Origin of the sequence: Amycolatopsis sp. w19, from assembly GCF_051373225.1 — a bacterium.
Classification (GTDB): Bacteria; Actinomycetota; Actinomycetes; order Mycobacteriales; family Pseudonocardiaceae; genus Amycolatopsis; species Amycolatopsis japonica.
This window is the reverse complement of the sequence record NZ_JBPQFM010000005.1, coordinates 249,570-267,235: the sequence shown is the minus strand read 5'-3', so window position 1 is coordinate 267,235 and position 17,666 is coordinate 249,570. Positions and strand designations below refer to the sequence as shown.

16 protein-coding genes and 5 tRNA genes are annotated in these 17,666 nt (G+C 68.4%); 7 read left to right on the top strand and 14 right to left on the bottom strand.

Annotation, left to right across the window (positions count from 1 at the left end; genetic code table 11):
- Nucleotides 1-10 precede the first annotated feature (10 nt).
- The gene (locus ACSMFO_RS14080; protein ID WP_436458930.1) at nt 11-1,318 is read right to left on the bottom strand and encodes a restriction endonuclease; all 1,308 of its coding nucleotides are present in this window, start codon (nt 1,316-1,318) and stop codon (nt 11-13) included.
- 674 nt (nt 1,319-1,992) lie between these two features.
- Between ACSMFO_RS14080 and ACSMFO_RS14075 the strand changes: the two genes are divergently transcribed.
- From ACSMFO_RS14075 to ACSMFO_RS14065, 3 genes are all read left to right on the top strand, one after another.
- Nucleotides 1,993-2,066 (top strand) — tRNA-Arg (locus ACSMFO_RS14075).
- Between the two features lie 125 nt (nt 2,067-2,191).
- Nucleotides 2,192-2,280, top strand: a tRNA-Ser gene (locus ACSMFO_RS14070).
- A 3-nt stretch (nt 2,281-2,283) separates the two neighbouring features.
- Nucleotides 2,284-2,355, top strand: a tRNA-Arg gene (locus ACSMFO_RS14065).
- 148 nt (nt 2,356-2,503) lie between these two features.
- Here the strand turns inward: ACSMFO_RS14065 and ACSMFO_RS14060 are convergent.
- From ACSMFO_RS14060 to ACSMFO_RS14025, 8 genes are all read right to left on the bottom strand, one after another.
- Nucleotides 2,504-2,577, bottom strand: a tRNA-Arg gene (locus ACSMFO_RS14060).
- A gap of 42 nt (nt 2,578-2,619) precedes the next feature.
- A tRNA-Ser gene (locus tag ACSMFO_RS14055) sits at nt 2,620-2,709 on the bottom strand.
- 65 nt (nt 2,710-2,774) lie between these two features.
- Complete coding sequence (locus ACSMFO_RS14050; protein ID WP_436459024.1) at nt 2,775-4,424, bottom strand: phosphatidylglycerol lysyltransferase domain-containing protein; 1,650 nt, start codon at nt 4,422-4,424, stop codon at nt 2,775-2,777.
- Between the two features lie 30 nt (nt 4,425-4,454).
- Nucleotides 4,455-6,431, bottom strand: coding sequence for an acetoacetate--CoA ligase (locus ACSMFO_RS14045; protein ID WP_436458929.1), 1,977 nt, complete (start codon nt 6,429-6,431; stop codon nt 4,455-4,457).
- Between the two features lie 19 nt (nt 6,432-6,450).
- Complete coding sequence (locus tag ACSMFO_RS14040; protein WP_436458928.1) at nt 6,451-7,212, bottom strand: ESX secretion-associated protein EspG; 762 nt, start codon at nt 7,210-7,212, stop codon at nt 6,451-6,453.
- Entirely contained in the window at nt 7,212-8,351 is a 1,140-nt protein-coding gene (locus tag ACSMFO_RS14035) for a PPE domain-containing protein (protein WP_436458927.1), read from the bottom strand. The genes ACSMFO_RS14040 and ACSMFO_RS14035 overlap by 1 nt, the downstream gene beginning before the upstream one ends.
- On the bottom strand, nt 8,351-8,830 hold the full coding sequence (locus ACSMFO_RS14030) for a hypothetical protein (protein ID WP_436458926.1): 480 nt from the start codon (nt 8,828-8,830) through the stop codon (nt 8,351-8,353). The genes ACSMFO_RS14035 and ACSMFO_RS14030 overlap by 1 nt, the downstream gene beginning before the upstream one ends.
- Nucleotides 8,831-8,878: 48 nt before the next feature.
- Complete coding sequence (locus ACSMFO_RS14025; protein WP_037333315.1) at nt 8,879-9,511, bottom strand: dienelactone hydrolase family protein; 633 nt, start codon at nt 9,509-9,511, stop codon at nt 8,879-8,881.
- A gap of 97 nt (nt 9,512-9,608) precedes the next feature.
- Between ACSMFO_RS14025 and hisC the strand changes: the two genes are divergently transcribed.
- Entirely contained in the window at nt 9,609-10,664 is a 1,056-nt protein-coding gene (hisC, locus tag ACSMFO_RS14020; RefSeq protein ID WP_436458925.1) for a histidinol-phosphate transaminase, read from the top strand.
- A gap of 150 nt (nt 10,665-10,814) precedes the next feature.
- On the opposite strand, the gene ACSMFO_RS14015 is transcribed toward hisC, so the two are convergent.
- The 3 genes from ACSMFO_RS14015 to ACSMFO_RS14005 form a co-directional block, all read right to left on the bottom strand.
- A complete protein-coding gene (locus ACSMFO_RS14015; protein WP_038507665.1) occupies nt 10,815-11,576 on the bottom strand; it encodes a sulfite exporter TauE/SafE family protein in 762 nt (253 codons plus the stop codon).
- An 81-nt stretch (nt 11,577-11,657) separates the two neighbouring features.
- Entirely contained in the window at nt 11,658-12,011 is a 354-nt protein-coding gene (locus ACSMFO_RS14010; RefSeq protein WP_436458924.1) for a VOC family protein, read from the bottom strand.
- A 1-nt stretch (nt 12,012) separates the two neighbouring features.
- Nucleotides 12,013-12,639 carry a GNAT family N-acetyltransferase gene (locus tag ACSMFO_RS14005; RefSeq protein WP_436459023.1) on the bottom strand — a complete coding sequence of 209 codons (627 nt, stop codon included), beginning with the start codon at nt 12,637-12,639 and terminating at the stop codon, nt 12,013-12,015.
- Nucleotides 12,640-12,713: 74 nt separating this feature from the next.
- Here ACSMFO_RS14005 and ACSMFO_RS14000 point away from each other — a divergent pair, with 74 nt between their 5' ends.
- On the top strand, nt 12,714-13,406 hold the full coding sequence (locus tag ACSMFO_RS14000; protein WP_436458923.1) for a FadR/GntR family transcriptional regulator: 693 nt from the start codon (nt 12,714-12,716) through the stop codon (nt 13,404-13,406).
- Nucleotides 13,407-13,483: 77 nt separating this feature from the next.
- Nucleotides 13,484-14,299 carry a class I SAM-dependent methyltransferase gene (locus ACSMFO_RS13995; RefSeq protein ID WP_037333326.1) on the top strand — a complete coding sequence of 272 codons (816 nt, stop codon included), beginning with the start codon at nt 13,484-13,486 and terminating at the stop codon, nt 14,297-14,299.
- Between the two features lie 310 nt (nt 14,300-14,609).
- Here ACSMFO_RS13995 and ACSMFO_RS13990 read toward each other — a convergent pair whose 3' ends face one another.
- Nucleotides 14,610-15,110 (bottom strand): FBP domain-containing protein, encoded by a 501-nt coding sequence (locus tag ACSMFO_RS13990; protein ID WP_436458922.1) that lies wholly within the window; start codon nt 15,108-15,110, stop codon nt 14,610-14,612.
- An 84-nt stretch (nt 15,111-15,194) separates the two neighbouring features.
- Between ACSMFO_RS13990 and ACSMFO_RS13985 the strand changes: the two genes are divergently transcribed.
- A complete protein-coding gene (locus ACSMFO_RS13985) occupies nt 15,195-16,673 on the top strand; it encodes an adenylate/guanylate cyclase domain-containing protein (protein WP_436459022.1) in 1,479 nt (492 codons plus the stop codon).
- On the opposite strand, the gene ACSMFO_RS13980 is transcribed toward ACSMFO_RS13985, so the two are convergent.
- Entirely contained in the window at nt 16,660-17,658 is a 999-nt protein-coding gene (locus ACSMFO_RS13980; RefSeq protein ID WP_436458921.1) for a beta-ketoacyl-ACP synthase III, read from the bottom strand. The two genes, ACSMFO_RS13985 and ACSMFO_RS13980, sit on opposite strands and share 14 nt — an antisense overlap.
- Nucleotides 17,659-17,666: the final 8 nt, after the last annotated feature.

Below are 17,666 nucleotides of genomic sequence, written 5' to 3'. Positions count from 1 at the left end.
CCGAAGTGATTTAAAGGAGGATCTCCTCGGGACGACGGTGAACCACTTCAGCACCCGAACCGGCCGTGAGTGCGGCAATGCAGGCTCCAATGTCGCTACGATGACTTTCGTTGGCATGCTGCCGCACTTGTTGGGCAAGCATCAGGCCATTGACGAGGATGATCGGGTACCTATCTTCCAGGATCTCCAACTGCGCGGCATCTGAGAAGGCCCCGGTCGTCACATAGACACCGATCCACCCTCGCTGTAGCCGCGCCACGACTCGTGCGACCTGATCCGCGGAGATCGTGGACTCGGGCTTCACACATTTGGCCTGTCCGAGAACGACGAGTTTGGTGACGGCCATCCCTGTCCCCACGTCGAGCCTGCCGACGAAATCGGTGCCGCCGTCTTGTGACGGTCGGGTCAACCAACCCTCGTGGTACTCGATGCCGTGGCATCGAATGATCCTCGCGGCAATCGCCGATGCGAGGTGTTCGAAGTCGTGTTTGCGACCATCGAACCATTTATAGATCACCTGAAGGTCGGACGCCTCGACACTTCCCTTCTCCGGGCGTTGGTCCGCCAACTTATGCACGGCTGCACGAGCGACGCGTCGACGGAGGCGCGGTAGGGCGACAGACCCCTCACTGACCCACCGTCGCCATGATGCCGGTGCGCAATCCAGCGTCCGGTCGATCGGTGAAGCAGGGTTCCTCCGCTCGTTCACCCACGCCCAATCGAGTTGATCATCTTCGGCCGAGAGATCCAGCAGAGCCAGGTCGAACACGTAGTTGACGAACGTTGAACCGCCGTTTCGCGCCCACTGAACCACTCGTTCGGCTCGCTCGACGATACCGAATCCGCAGAACTCGATATGGCCCTTCGGACGATTGTTACGTCGGACCGACCTGAACACCATTAGCGGTACGGCTGCTGCGCGTAGTGCAGCGGTCGGCGCTTGGTGAAGTTCCCATGCCGCGAGTAGCGAGCGGTTTCCAACCGTTTGACCGACGGGCTCCACCGTATCGGCCTTGTGATCGCCGAAGTACCGTACGTGACCGTTGTTCAAGTCGAAGACGTCATGCCATGGCGTCTGTTCTGTTCCCGCCTTCCAAGGACTGGATCTGATGAGAACGACAGGACGTCGCTCACCCTCGGGCGCGATGATGGAGGCGGGGGAATCGATACCTCGCTCCAACTGGACCCTCGAAGCGCCCGCCAGAGCGGTGATATGAAAGAAGTTCCTGAAACCGTCGACTTCAGGTTCCGTTGGGTCCTTCGCCGCGGCATATCTGAGCACTTCGCCCACTTTGATCTTCGTGCGCACGGGCTCCATGGAACGACTGTGCCACAACCGACCGCGGCACGGGCACGTCGACGTGACAATCACGATGTGCTCACGGTCACGGCTCCGAGGTCCATGATTCTCGTACGCAGCGGCCGACCATGACCTGCCAGTCGATCGTGCAGACCTCCGGGCAATCAACGCGGCGTGAACTTCGCTCCAGCGTCTACTCCTACCGAAATACGATTGCCTTCCCACGATCCATGGGCGAGAATGGACGCACTCGACCAACCAGAGGACTGGCCATGACGAATATGCAACAGCGAAAGGCGCAGCGTCGGCATTCGGCCCTCGCGCCCATCGCCGTATGTCCTTCGCCCTGTTCCTGGCGACGTTCATGCCGTGCTGACCAGCGAGTTCTGGCCGACAAAGGCTCCCCATCATGACGCCATAGCGCGTGTGATGCCAGGGAGCCGCCCATCGGAAAACCGATCCGGGCGGCTTCTCTTTTCGCTGCGCAAAAAGCAATTCCCTATCGGCGAGCTTGGGAAGCGGAACGGCTTCCAAAACCGTATCCAGGGGGTTCGACTCCTCCCGCCGGTGCTCGATGCTGCCCAATTCAGCCCGAACCTTGACAACAGAAGACTTTTCCCGAAGCTCGTCCCCGTCGCCGAAAGAGGCGGCCAGGACGAGCGCCGGTGGAGGCGTGTGCTCGTCTCCACCTCACCCCTGTAACTCAGGTGGACAGAGCGCCGCACTACGAATGCGGAGGTCCCAGGTTCGAGTCCTGGCAGGGGTACTGGTCGGCGTATCGGAGGGGGATACGCCGGTCGACGGATGCGAGGGGCACTGGCGACCCCGCCTGATTTGGGATCAGGAGTCACCGCGTTCGACTCACGGGCGTCCGACCGAGCAGTACGACAAGGAGGATTGGCCGAGCCAGGTAAGGCAACCGTCCCGAAAACGGTGGTCGGCGCGAGAGCGTCGCGCAGGTTCGAATCCTGCATCCTCCGCAAGCCCTCGTGGTCCAACGGATACGACGCCGGCGTCCGAAGCCGGGAACGCAGGTTCGACTCCTGCCGAGGGCACGATGGTCCGAACTCGGCCCACTTCACGACGGTCGTGCGGCGGCCTGCAAAGCCGTTGGACTCCTGGGTGGACCTCCAGAATCCACAACGGACAGACAAAAAGGCCCTCCCGCGAACGGGAGGGCCTTAGTGCTGTCTCAACCAGACGTGCGCCCGAAGGGATTCGAACCCCTGACCTTCTGATCCGTAGTCAGATGCTCTATCCAGCTGAGCTACGGGCGCTTGTTCAGTTATCAATCTAGCACCTGCCGGAACAGGCACCAGCGGAGGCTCCGGGATTTGAACCCGGGAGGGGGGGTTACCCCCAACCGCATTAGCAGTGCGGCGCCATAGACCAGACTAGGCGAAGCCTCCCAGGCCCAACGACCACTGCTCAAATAGGTTACACACCCTCCTGCCCCCCTTGGAAGGCACCCCCCTTAGACGCGTTGCAGGGCTCTGAGCAGGCCTGATGGGCGTCCGCCGAGTCCTTCGGCTTCGAAGACGGCGACGCCGACGCGAGGGAGGTCGCGGGCCGCGGGGTAGGCGAGGTAGCGCGGGACCCAGCGCGGCTGGAACTTCGCGTTGAAGCGGTAGAGGGTCTCGATCTGGATCCAGCGTGAGAAGAATCGCAGTGTCCGGGCGGACAGGCGCGCGACGGGGCCGGCGCCGATGCGTTGGCCTTGTTCCAGCACCGCGCGGAAGGCGGCGAAGTTCAGGGAGACGCGCTGGGCGGGCGTCGTCAGAAGCAGCTCGGAGATCATCAGTTCGTTGACGCCGTTGTCGGCGGTCCGGTCTCGGCGCATGACGTCCAGCGACAGGCCTTTCTCACCCCAGGGGACGAACTGGAGGACGCCGCGCACCTGTCCGTCGTGTTCAGCGGTCACGAGGACCGAGCCCGGGTCGCCCATGCGGCCGAGGGCCATCGAGAAGCCGCGTTCCGTATCCGTGCCGCGCCAGGTGGCGGCGAGGGTGCGGAGTTCGTCGAGTTCCGCGGTCGGTAGGTCTTCGGCCTTTCGGATGCGCGCGGTGTAGCCGGCGCGCTTCGTGCGTGAGACGGCTTGGCGGACTCCGCGCATGACGCGCCCTTCGAGGGTGAAGGTGTCGGTGTCGACGACGGCCTCGTCGCCGATCTCCAGCACTTCGAGGCCGAAGCGGGCCCAGACGGTCGCGCCCAGTTCCGAGCAGCCCATGGTCGCCGGGGTCCACGCGTACCGCCGGCAGACGTCCAGGTACCCCTCGATCGCGCCGGGCCACGCTTCCGGGTCACCGAGCGGGTCCGCCGAGCACAGCGCGACCCCCGCGATCACCCGATAGGTCACCGCGGCCTTCCCCGACTTCGAGAAGACCACGAACTTGTCACGGCGTAGCGCGAAGTACCCGAGCGAGTCCCGCTCCCCCAGCAGACCTCTGAGCCGCTCGACCTCCTCGTCGGTCAGCTCCGGCGCGGGTTCGGCCGAGCGGAGCAGGAAGTACGCCGCCAGCAGCACCGCGCCGATCCCGAACAGCAGGCCGACCGCGGCCGACAGGTCTTCCAGCCACAGCGCGGGGAACGTCACCGGGCCGCTCACGCCGACCAGGGCCAGCGTCGACTGCGCCAGGCGGTCGCCGACACTCGGCGGAGCGAGCGCGACCGTCAGCAGCGCGAAGTTGATCGCGACCCCGGCCACCGTCAGTTGCAGGAAGACCCGGATCGCGCGCCACCGGCCGGTCACCGGATCGGGGAGCGCGATGAAATGCCGCCGCGTCGCGATCAGGGCGATCAGCAGCGCGAGCGACACGAGCCCCGCGCCGAGGGTGTGCCGCAGTCCGAGGTGTGACACCGTCAGCAGCGCGGTCGCGGCGACCGCCAGTTGCCAGGCCCGGCGCTTCCGTCGTTTGAGACCGGTGGCGAGCAGCATCAGCAGCACCCCGGTCACCAGCGCGACCGTCGCCGCGCCGACCGTGGCCTCGTGTGGCAGTTCCAGCCAGGCGGCGACGTGTCCGCGCAGGGTGCGCCGCCCGGCCGGGACCAGCACCGAGACCAGTGCCAGCAGCCCGGCCAGCCGTGTCACCCAGGTGATCACCGCCACCGAGGTGGCGCCCGCCACCCGCCAAGCACCCGCCAAGTTCCGCCCCTGTCAGCTCCTTGCCAGCTCTACGAACGGTACAAGGGCGTCGGGGTTCAGCAGGGCGTCCCGGCTGACGGCGCGGTCAGGTGAAACCCCCGAAAGGATCTTCTTGACCGGGACCTCGCACTTCTTGCCGTTGAGCGTGCGGGGCACCTCGCTCACCTGGACGAACCGGTCGGGCACGTGCCGCGGCGAGAGGGCTCCGCGCAGTTCCTTGCGCAGCGCGGGTTCGACCTCGTCGAGCGACGCGCCTTCGGTCAGCACGAGGAAGCACAGCAGCTGCCCGTCCTCGTTGCCCGCCGCCGAAGTGTCGATCACGAGCGAGTCCGCGACCTGGTCGAACGATTCGACGACGCGGTAGAACTCGGCCGTGCCCATCCGGACGCCGCCGCGATTGAGCGTCGAATCGCTGCGCCCGTAGATGACGGCGGAGCCGCGGCCGGTGATCCGGATCCAGTCGCCGTGCCGCCAGATCCCCGGGTACATCTCGAAATACGCCTCGCGCAGCCGTGAGCCGTCCGGGTCGTTCCAGAAGAACACCGGCATCGACGGCATCGGCTCGGTGATCACCAGTTCGCCGACCGTCTCCACCACCGGCTTGCCGTCCTCGTCGAAGGCGGCGACGGCGGCGCCGAGCGCGCGGACCGAGAGTTCGCCCAGCCAGACCGGGACGTCCGGGGCCGACGCGACGAACGCCGCGCACAGATCCGTGCCGCCGGACACCGAGCAGATCTGGACGCGTTTGCCCACCTCGTCGACGATCCACCGGAAGCCCTCGACGCTCAGCGGCGCGCCGGTGGATCCCAAGGCGCGCAACGCCGTCAGGTCGAACCGCTCGGCCGGTTTGATCCCGGCCTTCAGACAGCTCTGGATGTACGGCGCCGACGTGCCGAAGTACGTCACGCGGTGCTGCTCGGCCAGATGCCACAGCACGTTGAGGTCCGGGCTGCCCGGACTGCCGTCGAAGAGCACGATCGTGGTGCCGGTCAGCAGGCCGGAGATGAGGAAGTTCCACATCATCCAGCCGGTGGTGGTGAACCAGAAGAACCGATCGCCCGGGCCCAGATCACTTTGCAGGGCAAGGGCTTTGAGGTGTTCGAGGGTGATGCCGCCGTGCCCGTGGACGATGCCCTTCGGCAGGCCGGTGGTCCCCGAGGAATACAGGACCCACAGCGGGTGCGCGAAGTCGACGGGCTCGAAGCCCAGCTCCGCGCCTTCGTTGCCGGCGAGCAGTTCGTCCCAGTCGAGGGTGCCGTCGAGGCGGCCGCCGGCGTAGTCGACGAGCACGGTCGCTTCGAGCGTGGGGATCTCGTCGCGCAACGAGTTCACCGTCGACCGGCTGTCGAACCACCGTCCATTGTAGACATAGCCGTTGACCGCGATGAGCACCTTCGGCTCGATCTGCGCGAACCGGTCGGTGATCGCGCGGACACCGAAGTCCGGCGAGCACGACGACCAGATGGCGCCGAGGCTCGCGGTGGCGAGGAAGGCGATCAGCGTCTGCGGGCAGTTCGGCGCCAGCGCGACGACCCTGTCCCCTTTGGACACTCCGAGCTCGCGCAGCCCCTGCCGCGCGGCGGCGACGGCGGAGCGCAACGCGCCGTATGTCAGCTGCGACGAGAGGCCGTCCTCGCGGTGGAAGATCACGGCGATTTCGTCGTCGGCCTTCGCGGCGCCCGCGACGCCGGGCATGAGCGAGTGCTCGGCGTAGTTCAGCGTGCCGCCCACGAACCACTGGGCGTTCGGCATTTCCCCGGTGAGCACCTCACCGGGCTGCTCGTGCCAGCGCACGCCGAGGAACTCGGCGACGGCGGACCAGAACTCCGGCCCCCGCCGCGCGGAGAACTCCCACAACGCGTTGTAGTCGTCGACCTCCACGCCGCGTTCGGTGCGCAGCCACTGGCGGAACGCGTCGATCTTGGTGTCGGGCAGGCGGCTCGGCTCGGGGCGCCAGAGCACTTCCGGGGCGTCGGCGGTGTGAGTCACCCCGCGATGTTAACCCTCGTTAACCTGCTTGGCGAGCCCCCGTGAACAGCTCGTACGCCATCGACTTCAGCCGTGACGCGTCGAGCGGGGTGACGGTCAGCCACCCTCGGTCGCGCCTGAGCCCGTAACGGCCGTCGGGAGTGTCGACCCAGGTCAACGTACCCTCTCCGCGCACCCAGCGGCCCTCCCAAGACTTCCTGACCGCGCCGAGCCGCCCGCTGCCGATCCGCTGCGTCGCGATCCGCACCATGACGATGATCTCGGGTTCCCGCAGCCCGGCGTCGCGCAGGACGTCGGAGAACGCCGGCTGCCCGCCGCGTTCCCCCGCCTCGCACGCGGCCGTGTAGTCGTCGACGCGCAGATTGACCGACAGGCCCCGCCCCTGCTCGCATGGCGGCAAGGCCTGCAGCAGCGTCGCGGCGACGAGCGGTTCCCGCAGGGCCGCCAACTCGACGTCGGTGCCCGAAACGCCGATCGCGACCGCGCCGCGATCGGATACGCAGCCGACCGCCCGGTACGGCGGATCCCCGTCGAGCCGCAGGTCGAGCGTGAGTTCGCTGTTCGCGACGGTGTGCAGCAGCCGGACCAGTTCGGGCGCGGGCGCGTCCACCGTGCCGAGGCCGCGTTCCGACAGCGTCGCGCTCGCCGTGGCCACCAGTTCCGCGCGGAACTCCGGGGTCCGCCCGACGTGCGGGACCTCCAGCACCGCGGGCAGTTCGTCGCGTCCGTGCGCCGACCAGAGCAGGAACAGCTCGCCGACGTGCAGCCGGATCCAGTCCATCAGCGACCGCTCCTCGGGTCCTCGCCGATGACCGGCGGGGTGACGTGCCCGCTGAGGCCCCATACGTCGGAATCCTCGACGAGGTAGTCCGGCGCCTTGTGCGCTTCTTCGCCCTGCCGACCCTGCGAAGGCGCCATCCCCATCGGCATACCGCCGAAGCCGCCCATGCCCGCGGCCGCGGCACGGGTCCCGGCCGGCTGGCCGGGCTGCCCCGACGGCCCGAACCCACCGGCGCCGGCACCGGACCGGCCGCCTTGCCCGAGCTGCTCTTGGGTTCCTCCGATGGTGCCGGGTGGTGGTGGCACGTAGGCGCCGCTGCCCGCGCCCGGCGCGCGCGGCGCCTCGACCGGCTCCCGCACTTGGATCGGGGCTGTGTCGTCGACGCCATCGACGCCACTGCTGCGTGTCGAGTCGTCCGGCGGCGGGACCGGCTCCGGCTTCGGATCGGGTTTCGGCTTCGGTTCTTCGGGCGTCTCAAGGATCTTCGGCTGTTTGCCGTACGACGTGAAGCTCGGAACGTTCTCGTAGACCTCGCCGGAGCTGAACTGCATCCGCGTCATCACGTCGGCGGCCTGACGGTGCAGATCCTGCGAGCTCTCGTCGGTGGGTTCGGCGACGATCCGCCCGGCTTCGGCGAACCCGGATCCCGACGGCGCCGAGGTCGACATGGCCTGCGTCGAATCGGAGACCGGGATCGGACGCCGCTTCGGCGGCTCAGGCAGCTTGGGTCGCGGCGCGTGTCCCGGCGGCTCGGGCATCGTGCGGCGCGCGGTTTCGGCGATGTCCGTCTGGCGGCGCACGCAGTTCGCGACGTTCTCCGCCCGCCAGCCCGTCTCGCCCGCCCAGTCGACGAGCTTGACCGCGGCGTCGCGGGCCCTGTCCGCGCCCTCGCCCGTCCAGCCGTCGGCGGTGGCCGCGAGGGCCGCCCTGAGTTCGGAACCGACCCGGTCGAGGAAGGCACTGATCTTCGTCCACTGCGCGGCGACGGCTTCCGCGCTCGCGAGATCCAGCTCGTTGTGGACCATCGCGTAGAGCTCTCGATGCGAGTAGCTCATCCAGTCGATGTCGGCGATGAGGCTTTCGGGGCCCGGCTGTGGTTCGGGCTCCCGCGGCGGCCACGGCATGGGCAGGATGCGCATCAGTGCTCGTCCTTCCGCTCGTGGCCGACGATGTCCTCCATGTCGAACCGGCGGGCGACCCGTTCGAGCTGCTCCTGGCCCTCGTCGTCCGCGGCGACGTACATCTTCCGCGCGGCCATCACGGTGAGCTGGAAGTCCTTGAGGACCTTCGCGAAGTCCTTGAGCACGGGCACGGCCGCCTCGGTCCCCTTGTTCGCGGCGCCCTGGAAGCGATCGCTCATGGTGTGCCCGACGACGTTGTCGCCCAGCTTCAACGGTGCGTTGAACTCCGTCGAGTCCTTGATCAGCGCGTTGAGCTCCTGGCGCGCCTTGAGCAGGGCGTCGACGAGCTTCTTGGCGGCGTCCTCGGAGACCTTGACGGCCCCCTTCTTGGCATCGGTCTTGGAGTCCCGGATCTGACCCGCCACCGGAGCCAGCGCCGGAGCCGAAGCTCCGAACGCGGCTTGTGGCGTCACGGGCGCCTTGGGTGACTGTGCCATTCGACCCTCCCCTGTCACATCTTGAGGGGAATGCTAGCGCGAACGGCGTCAGCGCAGGTGGGCGTCGAACCAATTCAACGTGCGCTGCCAGGCCTCCGCGGCCGCGTCCGGGTCGGCGTCGAAGCGGTGATTGGCCCCCGGGTAGTGGACGACGTTCGTCGCGACGTTCGCCGTCGCCGCCGCGTCACGCAGCTGCTCGACCTCGGCCCCTCCGGCCTCGTCGCCGGCGTCGCCGTACATGCCGAGCCACGGGCTGGTGAGCCGTCCCGCGATCTCGACGAGGACCGGCAGCCCGGTGACCCCCTGCCCGCCGACGCTGACCGCCGCGCCCAGCCTGCGGTTCGACGCCACGACCAGCGCGGCCGTGCCCCCGAGATCGAAACCGACGACACCGACGAGATCCGCTTGGACACCGCGCTCCGCGAGCCAGGAGAGCGTCGCGTCGGTGGCTTCGAGCAGGTCCTGCTGCGTGAGGTTGTCCCGGTCGAGATGCGGAGTGACGGTGAGCCAGCCTTCGCCGGCGAGACCGGCCAGGAGCAGGCCCAAACCCTCTTCGACCTCTTCGGCCTCCTCGTGCAGCACCACGAGTCCGCCGCGGACGACACCATCCGGTTCGGCGAAGGTCAGGCGCAGCGTGTGGCCGTCGGCGTGCTGATGTTCCACGGTGGTCGTCAGGGTCATTCCTCCATCAGACCACTCTTAGGTAAATATTCGGAGCTTGCGCTCGCGCGGGAGGATACGGTGTCGGAGCCGTCCCCCAGACGTAGGAGCGCCGAAGATGTCACCTGTTTCGCCGCGTGCGGATCTCGAATCGTTGCCGAAGTACGTCCCTGGCCGGACAATCCAGGGCGCGATCAAGCTGGCGAGCAACGAGGTCCCCGGTGGCCCGCTGCCGAGTGTGGCGCAGGCCATAGCCGAGACGGCGCAGGGCATCAACCGGTACCCGGACATCACGGCTTCCGCGCTCGTCGAGCGGCTGGCCCGCGAGCTGAACGAGTCCGTCGACCGGATCGCCATCGGCTGCGGTTCGGTTTCCCTTTGCCAGCAGATGATCCAGGCCCTGTGCGGCCCGGGCGACGAGGTCGTCTTCCCGTGGCGCTCGTTCGAGGCGTACCCGATCGTCACGCAGGTGGCGAACGCCGTGAGCGTGAAGGTGCCGCTCACAGGTGAGCATGGCTTGGATTTAAAGGCGATGCTCGCCGCGATCACTCCGAAGACGCGGCTGGTCTTCGTGTGCAACCCCAACAACCCGACCGGGACAGTCCTGCGGCGCGCGGAACTCGAGCGCTTCCTCGACGCCGTGCCCTCGGGCGTCCTCGTCGTGCTCGACGAGGCGTACAAGGAGTTCGTGACCGACGCCGAGGTGCCGGACGGCGTCGAACTCGCGCGCGGCAGGGACAACGTCGCGGTGCTTCGGACGTTCTCGAAGGCGTACGGCCTCGCCGGCCTTCGCGTGGGCTACGCGGTGGCCCCGGAAGCGATCACCGTCGCGCTGAAGCAGGTCTACGTCGCGTTCTCGGTGAACATGATCGCCCAGGCGGCGGCCATCGCCTCGCTCGACGCGGCCGACGAACTGCTGGAACGCTGCAAGGAGATCGTCTCGGAACGCACCCGGGTCCGGGATGCGTTGGTGGCCAAGGGTTACGAAGTGCCGGAGACGCAGGCGAACTTCGTCTGGCTGCCGCTGGGCGAGCGGACGACCGAGTTCGCGGAGCACGCCCTGGAGCGGAAGCTGATCGTGCGCCCCTTCGCGGGCGAAGGCGCGCGAGTGACCATCGGGACGCCTGAGGAGAACGACCTCTTCCTCGAAGCGGCCGGGGACTTCCCGCGCTGACAAGGGTTTCGCCGCGGCCCGCACTTCGCCGACGAAGTGCGGGCCGTTCCCATCTCGCGTGCCATGAAAGGTCCTTTCCTTGCAAATTTTGCAAGGAAAGGACCTTTCATGGCGTTCGCCGGGGGGTGTCGGTCGGGGTGCGGGCCGTTCTTACTTCAGGAGCAGCTGCACCATTGCGGCGACACCGACCACGACGATCACGCCGCGCAGCACCTTCGGCGAGAGCTTGCGGCCGATCTTCGCGCCGAGCTGACCGCCGATCGTCGACCCGACCGCGAGCAGCGCCACCACGGGCCAGCTGACCGGCGCGATGAAGGCGTAGATCGTGCCCGCGACGATGTTCACGACGGCGGACAGGGCGTTCTTGACGCCGTTGAGGCGCTGCAGCGACTCCGACATCAGCATCCCCATGACGGCCACCATCATCACGCCCTGCGCGGCCGTGAAGTATCCGCCGTAGATGCCGATCAGGAAGATCAGGAACAACAGGAGCGGCCCGATCTTGTGGACCTTCCCGTTCTCCTCGCGGCGTTTCGCGACCCAGGCGGCCACGCGCGGCTGGACGATCACGAGTACCACCGCGAGCCCGACCAGCGCGGGCACGACGGTCTCGAAGGCGTCCTTCGGCAACGAGAGCAACAGGATCGTCCCGCAGATCGCGCCGAAGAACGACGCCACCGCGAGTTTGACGACCTCGGGCCAGTAGCCCTTGAGCTCCTGCCGGTAGCCGATCGCCCCGCTGACCGTGCCGGGGGCGAGGCCGATCGCGTTGGACGTCGTCGCCGTCAGCGGCGAGTAGCCGAGCGCGACCAGGACCGGGAACGTCACCAGCGTGCCCGAACCGACGACCGTGTTGATGGTGCCCGCCCAGAGCCCCGCGATGAAGATCACTACCGCGTGCCACCACGTCATAAAGCACTCACGTCCGCACCCTAAGCACCGTTACCTCCTTTCGCGCTCCGGATGTGTCTAGTCGAACATTCAACGAGCCCGTTATGTCCCGTTCGGCGGGGAGAACACGCAGAACTCGTTGCCTTCCGGATCCTCGAGGATGTCCCAGTCGATCTCGCCGTCCCTGGCCCGGACGAGCCGCGCCCCGGTGGCGACCAGCTCGGCCGTCGAGCCGAAGACGTCGATGTGCATACGGTTCTTCACGGTCTTCGCCTCGGGCACCGGGTTGACCCAGATCAGCGGGCCACGACCGGCCGGATCCTCGATCGCGACCGGCCATTCCACCGGCCGCTCGTCCCGGTGGCGGCGGACGTAGCCCATCGCGGCGCACCACCAGTCCGCGAGGGCCTGATGGTCGCTCGCGTCGAGACAGATGTCCTTGAACACCGCCGCCATGTCAGTTCTCCTCCGGCAGATGGGCCGCGGTGATCTCCGTGGCGACCGTCCAGCCGAGTGTCAGGTACAACGCGCGCCCCTCCTCCGTCGCGACCAGGACCGCACGCTCCGCCCCGGCGGCGACCGCCACCTCGTCGAGCCTGCGCATGACGAACCGGCCGAGCCCTCGCCGCTGGTGCTCGGGCTCCGTCACGACCTGATCGATCACCGCCGTGCCGCCGGCTATCGCGACCCGGCCGGTGGCCGCGCGCGAACCGTCGGGCGCGCGCACGACGACGTCGGTGACGACGCCATCGCCGACCAGCTCCGCCCGGTACGGCTCGGGCGCGGCCATGACGGGACGGAGCGCGATCGGCGCGCTCATCAGGTATTCCGGCGGGCCCACCTTCCACTCCGGCGGCACCGTCTTCGCCACTTCCTCACGTGAACCGCTCACCTTCAACCACGTTCCGGGCTCGGTCAGCGAACGCGCCCGGTTCGCGACCGATCCGGTGTCCGCCAGCACGTACCGCACGCGATGCCCCGGACGCCCGACGTCGAGCCGGTAACCGTCCGGCTCGGCGACGGGGACCCCGACGCCGCGGGAGAGCGCCCAGCCGTGCACCCATGCCTTGATCAGCCCTGCCACCCCAGTCATCGGCACAGGATGACATCCCGCACCGACAATTCCGGACGTCCCGCCGGGCCTGCGAGGATGGGGCCGTGGCCGACGACGAGCGCGAACAGGTGTGGAGTGCGACCGTCGATCATCTGCGCACGATGATCGACTCGGGCAGGCTCCCCGCCGGGTCGAGACTGCCCGCCGAACGGGCGCTCTGCGAGCAGCTCGGGATCAGCCGCGGTTCGCTGCGGCAGGCGTTGCGGGTGCTGGACTCCATCGGTTACGTGCAGGTGCGGCCGGGTTCGGGCACCTACGTCCGCGAGAACCTCGACGAACAGCCGCTGCGCGGGTGGTTCTCCGAACACGAGCAACTGGTCGAGAAGCTCTTCGACCTGCGGACCACCGTCGAGCCGACGCTGGCCGAGCGGCTCGCGCTCGAGCACACTCCGCGAGTGCTCGCCCGGCTGGAAAGCACCGTCGACGAGATGGACCAGGCGGCCGCCGACGGCGACATGCTGCGCGTGATCGCGGCCGACGCCGAATTCCACCGGGTGATCGCGGGCAACGCCGGCAACGACGACGTCACCGATCTGCTGCGTTCGGTGCTCTCGCTGGTCGGCGAGGAGCGGCGGGCGGCGCTGCGGCTTCCCGGGCAGATCAAGAAGGCCGTCGACGAACATCGCGCGATCCTCGAAGCGATCCGCCGGTCGGACGCGGCGGCCGCGCGGGAGATCACCTTGCGGCATCTGCTCGACGCCAAGACCTACGTCCACGACTACACGACCGGGGATTAACGCTTCCTTGATGGCGCGGCCGCCCTCGCGCGAGTATTGTTTTCAGAAGTTTGTGAAACTTCTGACGGGGGTGTGCGGTGGAGAAGGTCCGGTTCACCGAAGAGAAGGCGACGATGCTCGCCACGTTGTACGGCCGGGCGCTCGACGCCCGCGGCGAGCGGCCGATCCTCGGCGACAAGGCCGCCGACGAGGCCGTCAAGCAGATCGACTACGACTTCGCCTCGCTGGGCGTGAACGCCGACATGGGGCTCACCGTCGCGCTGCGCGCCAAGCCGATGGACGACTGGGCCGCGTCGTTCCTCCGGGAGCACCCGGACGCGACCGTCGTCCAGCTCGGCTGCGGGATGGACAGCCGCGTGTACCGCGTCGACCCGCCGCCCACGGTGCGATGGTTCGACGTCGACTACCCCGAGGTCGTCGACCTGCGCGCCCGGATCTATCCCGAACGGGACGGCTACCGGACCATCGGCTCGTCGGTGACGGACTTCGGCTGGATCGACGAGATCCCGTCGGACAAACCCGGTCTGGTGATCGCGGAGGGGCTGACGATGTACCTGCGGCCGTCCGAAGGCGAGGAATTGCTGCGGCGGCTGATCGCGCATTTCCCGCAGGGCGGCGAAATGGTCTTCGACATCTTCAGCAGGCTGGGGATCAAACTGCAGAAGCTGAATCCCGTTGTCCGCAAAGCCAACGCGACGCTGTACTGGGGCATCGACGAGATTTCCGAATTGGAGCGGCTCGGGCTGACGCTGGTGTCGAAACTCGATTCGACGGATTACGCGACGCCTGAGGTGAAGGACCGGCTTTCCGGGTCGATGCGGGCGCAGCTGTGGTTCGCGGGACTGTTCCCGGCGTTCAAGAAGATGGGGCGGATCCTGCGGATGCGGTTCTGAGGCGTGGCAGAAGGCGGCCGGGGCGGTTCCGGAAGCGTTGCGAAAGCCCCTTTCGCAACGTTGAAGGTTGCGAAAGTGGCTTTCGCGACATGGTCGCCGGGCCGCGGGGGTCAGGTCTCGCGAGTGGCGAGGACGGTTCTATTGAGGGGTAAGGTAAAGGTGTCGTGGTCGCGGGCGGGTCGATGGTGGGGTGAAGGCTCCCTTCAACGCGTCTAATGCAGTGAAGGGAGCCTTCACCCCGGTCGCTCATCCGCGCCGACATGGTCGCCGGGCGGTTTCGCGTGATCGGACGGACGGCAGGCGGTGTACCTCAGCGTGACTCGAGTACCCGCTCCACGAACCGGTGCAGCTTGTCCTCCAGCCGGAAGACGCGTTCTTCGAGCGACAGCGTTTCCGCCGGCTGCGGCACGTCCGACTTGAGCTCGCCGCGGATGTACCGGCTGCACGCCAGATTCGCGCACGCGTAGATGCCGAGCGTGTTGCCCTCGCGCCCGAGCTTCCCGGCGCGGCGGCCGGAGAACAGCGCGATGTCGGACAGCGGATGTGTCGTCGTGCACAGGCCGCACATGTTGCTCAGCAGCACACGGCCCTTCGGCCGGGGCGCGGCACGCAGGGAAAGCCCGACGGTCTCCCCGCGGTACGGCAGCACGAGATACGCCCGCGCGGCGGCCTTCGGATCGCGCCAGCCGAGGAATTCCCTTTTCTCCCAAGGGATCTCTTCGGGCCGGGCGGGCAGCGTGACCCCCTTGGCCTCGCCTCGGGTGCAGTTCACGAAGGACGCTCTGATCTCGTCCTGGCCCAGCGGTTCCATGCCCGCACGGTAACCACCGCGCCCGGGAACCGGCGAACCGTTTTCCGCCGGAGGTCATACGATCACCGGGTGCGCGCGAAGACGATGTCGAGCCGGTTCCGGCTGGTGCTCAGGACCAGTCTCGGCTTCGCCGCGCTCGGCGTCGGATCCAGTGTGTGCGGCGCCGGTGTCGTGGCGTTGCTGCTGCTCCTGCAGGGCCTTCCGAGCGAGGTCGGCGATCGCGGCTGGATCCTCGGTGTCACCGCGGCCGGGATCGTGGCGCTGTCGCTGATCGTCGGCACCGTGTGGACGGCGTGGCTGCAGCGGCGCACGGCGGTCTGGTTCGTCTTCGGCCGCCCGCCGACGAAGGCCGAGGCCGAGCGGGCGCTCCGGCTCCCGGTCGACATGGGGATCGTGAGCGGCACGCTCTGGCTGATCGGCACGATCGTGCTCGGTTCACTCGCGCGGGTGCTCGGGTCCTGGATGGACGCGCTCGGGATGGCGCTGGTCATCGGGCTCGGCGGGCTGACCACGGTCGGTCTCACCTATCTCGCCGCGGAATGGGTCGCCCGGCCGGTGATGACGATCGCGCTCAAGGTGACGCCGCCGAAGGGGACGCTCAAGGTCACCGTGCTGACCAGGGTGGTCGTCACCTGGTCGCTGGCGAGCGGGGTCCCGTTCCTCGGCGTGCTGCTGGTGGCCACGCCGCCGGATCTCGGCCAGGGCGACCACGTCGCGAGCCTGATCATGCTTTCGGTGATCGGGCTGGGCGTCGGTGCGATCGGGACGGGCCTGCTCGCGAAGGCCGTCGCGACTCCGCTGCACCGCCTGCGGATAGCGCTCGACGAGATCGCCCGCGGCAACAAGGAGGTCGTGGTCGAGGTCGACGACTCCAGCGAGATCGGCCTGCTGCAGACGTCGGTCAACGATCTCGCCGCCGGGCTGCGCGAGCAGGAACGGATGCGGGACCTCTTCGGCAGGCACGTCGGGGACGAGGTCGCGCGGCACGCGCTCGAGTACGGCGCCTCCCTTTCGGGTGACGTGCGCGAGGTGACGGCGCTGTTCGTGGACGTCGTCGATTCGACGGCCTTGGCGAGCCGCACCCCGCCCGAAGACCTGGTGAAGATGCTCAACCGGTTCTTCACCAGCGTGGTGCACGCGGTCGGGGCGCGGGGCGGGCTGGTCAACAAGTTCCAGGGTGACGCCGCGCTCTGCGTCTTCGGCGCCCCGACCCGGCTCGCGGACGCGCCGACGGCCGCGCTTTCGGCCGCGCGGGCGATCCGGGACGCGGTCCAGGCGACCGGTGAGCTGGACCTCGGCATCGGCGTCGCGAGCGGCCGGGTCTTCGCCGGTCAGCTGGGCACCAGCAGCCGGTTCGAGTACACCGTCATCGGCGACGCGGTGAACGAGGCCGCGCGCCTGACCGAGTACGCGAAAGCCGCCGACGGCCGGATCCTGGCGAGCGAAGCGGTGCTCAAAGCGGCCTTGGAGAGCGAACGCTCGCACTGGGAGCCGTACGCGGAACTGGAGCTTCGCGGGCGTCAGGAACCGACGCCCGCCTGGGCGGCGCTCAGCCCGGAATGACGTCCGGCCAGCGCAGCAACGTCGATCCCCAGGTCAGCCCGGCCCCGAACGCCCCCATCACGACGCGGTGCCCAGGCTGGAGCGCGCCCTCCTTGGCCGCGTCGGCCAGCGCGATCGGGATGGACGCCGCGCTCGTGTTGCCCACCTTCTCGATGTTCGAGTACATCACGTCCTCCGCGAGCCCGAGCTGCTTCGCGCAGGTCTGCAGGATGCGGATGTTCGCCTGGTGCCCGATGAACCGGTCGATGTCGCCGACCGCCCAGCCCGCGGCGCCGACCACCGCGCGCGCCGACTCGGCCATGCGCGCGCAGGCGTGCCGGAAGACGGTCTGGCCCTGCATCACCAGATAGTGGTCACGCGGGTCGTCCGAGCGGCGGTTCTTCGCGCCACCGGCCTCGACCCAGAGCAGTTCCGCCAGTTCGCCTTCGCTGTGCAGGTCGAACGGGCCGAGCGCGCCGAGTTCGTCCGGGTCGCCCGCGCGCAACAGGACGGCGCCCCCGCCGTCGCCGAAGATCGGCACCGTGCCGCGGTCTTCGGGGTCGACGAGCGAGGTGAAGACGTCGGCGCCGACCACCAGCACCCGCCGCGCGACACCGGCGGCGATCAGCCCGGCGCCGGTGGCGAGCCCGTAGACGAACCCGCTGCACACGGCGTTGACGTCGAAGGCGGCGACACCGTTCAGCCCGAGCTTCGTCGCGACCTGCGGCGCGCTGGCCGGGCACAGCTGGTCGGCGGTCGACGTCGCGAGCACGACCGCGTCCGCCTCGGTCTCCCCCGCCGAGGCCAGCGCCCGTCGCCCCGCCTCGACGGCGAGATCCACAGTGGACGTCCCCGGATCGACGACCCGGCGCTCGGCGATGCCGGTCCGCGAGCGGATCCACTCATCGGAGGTGTCCAGCCGCTGGGCGATCTCCTCGTTGCCCACCACGCGCGGAGGCAGCCAAGAGCCGAGACCGGCGAGAACGGCCGCCTGAGATGAGGGCACCAAGAAAT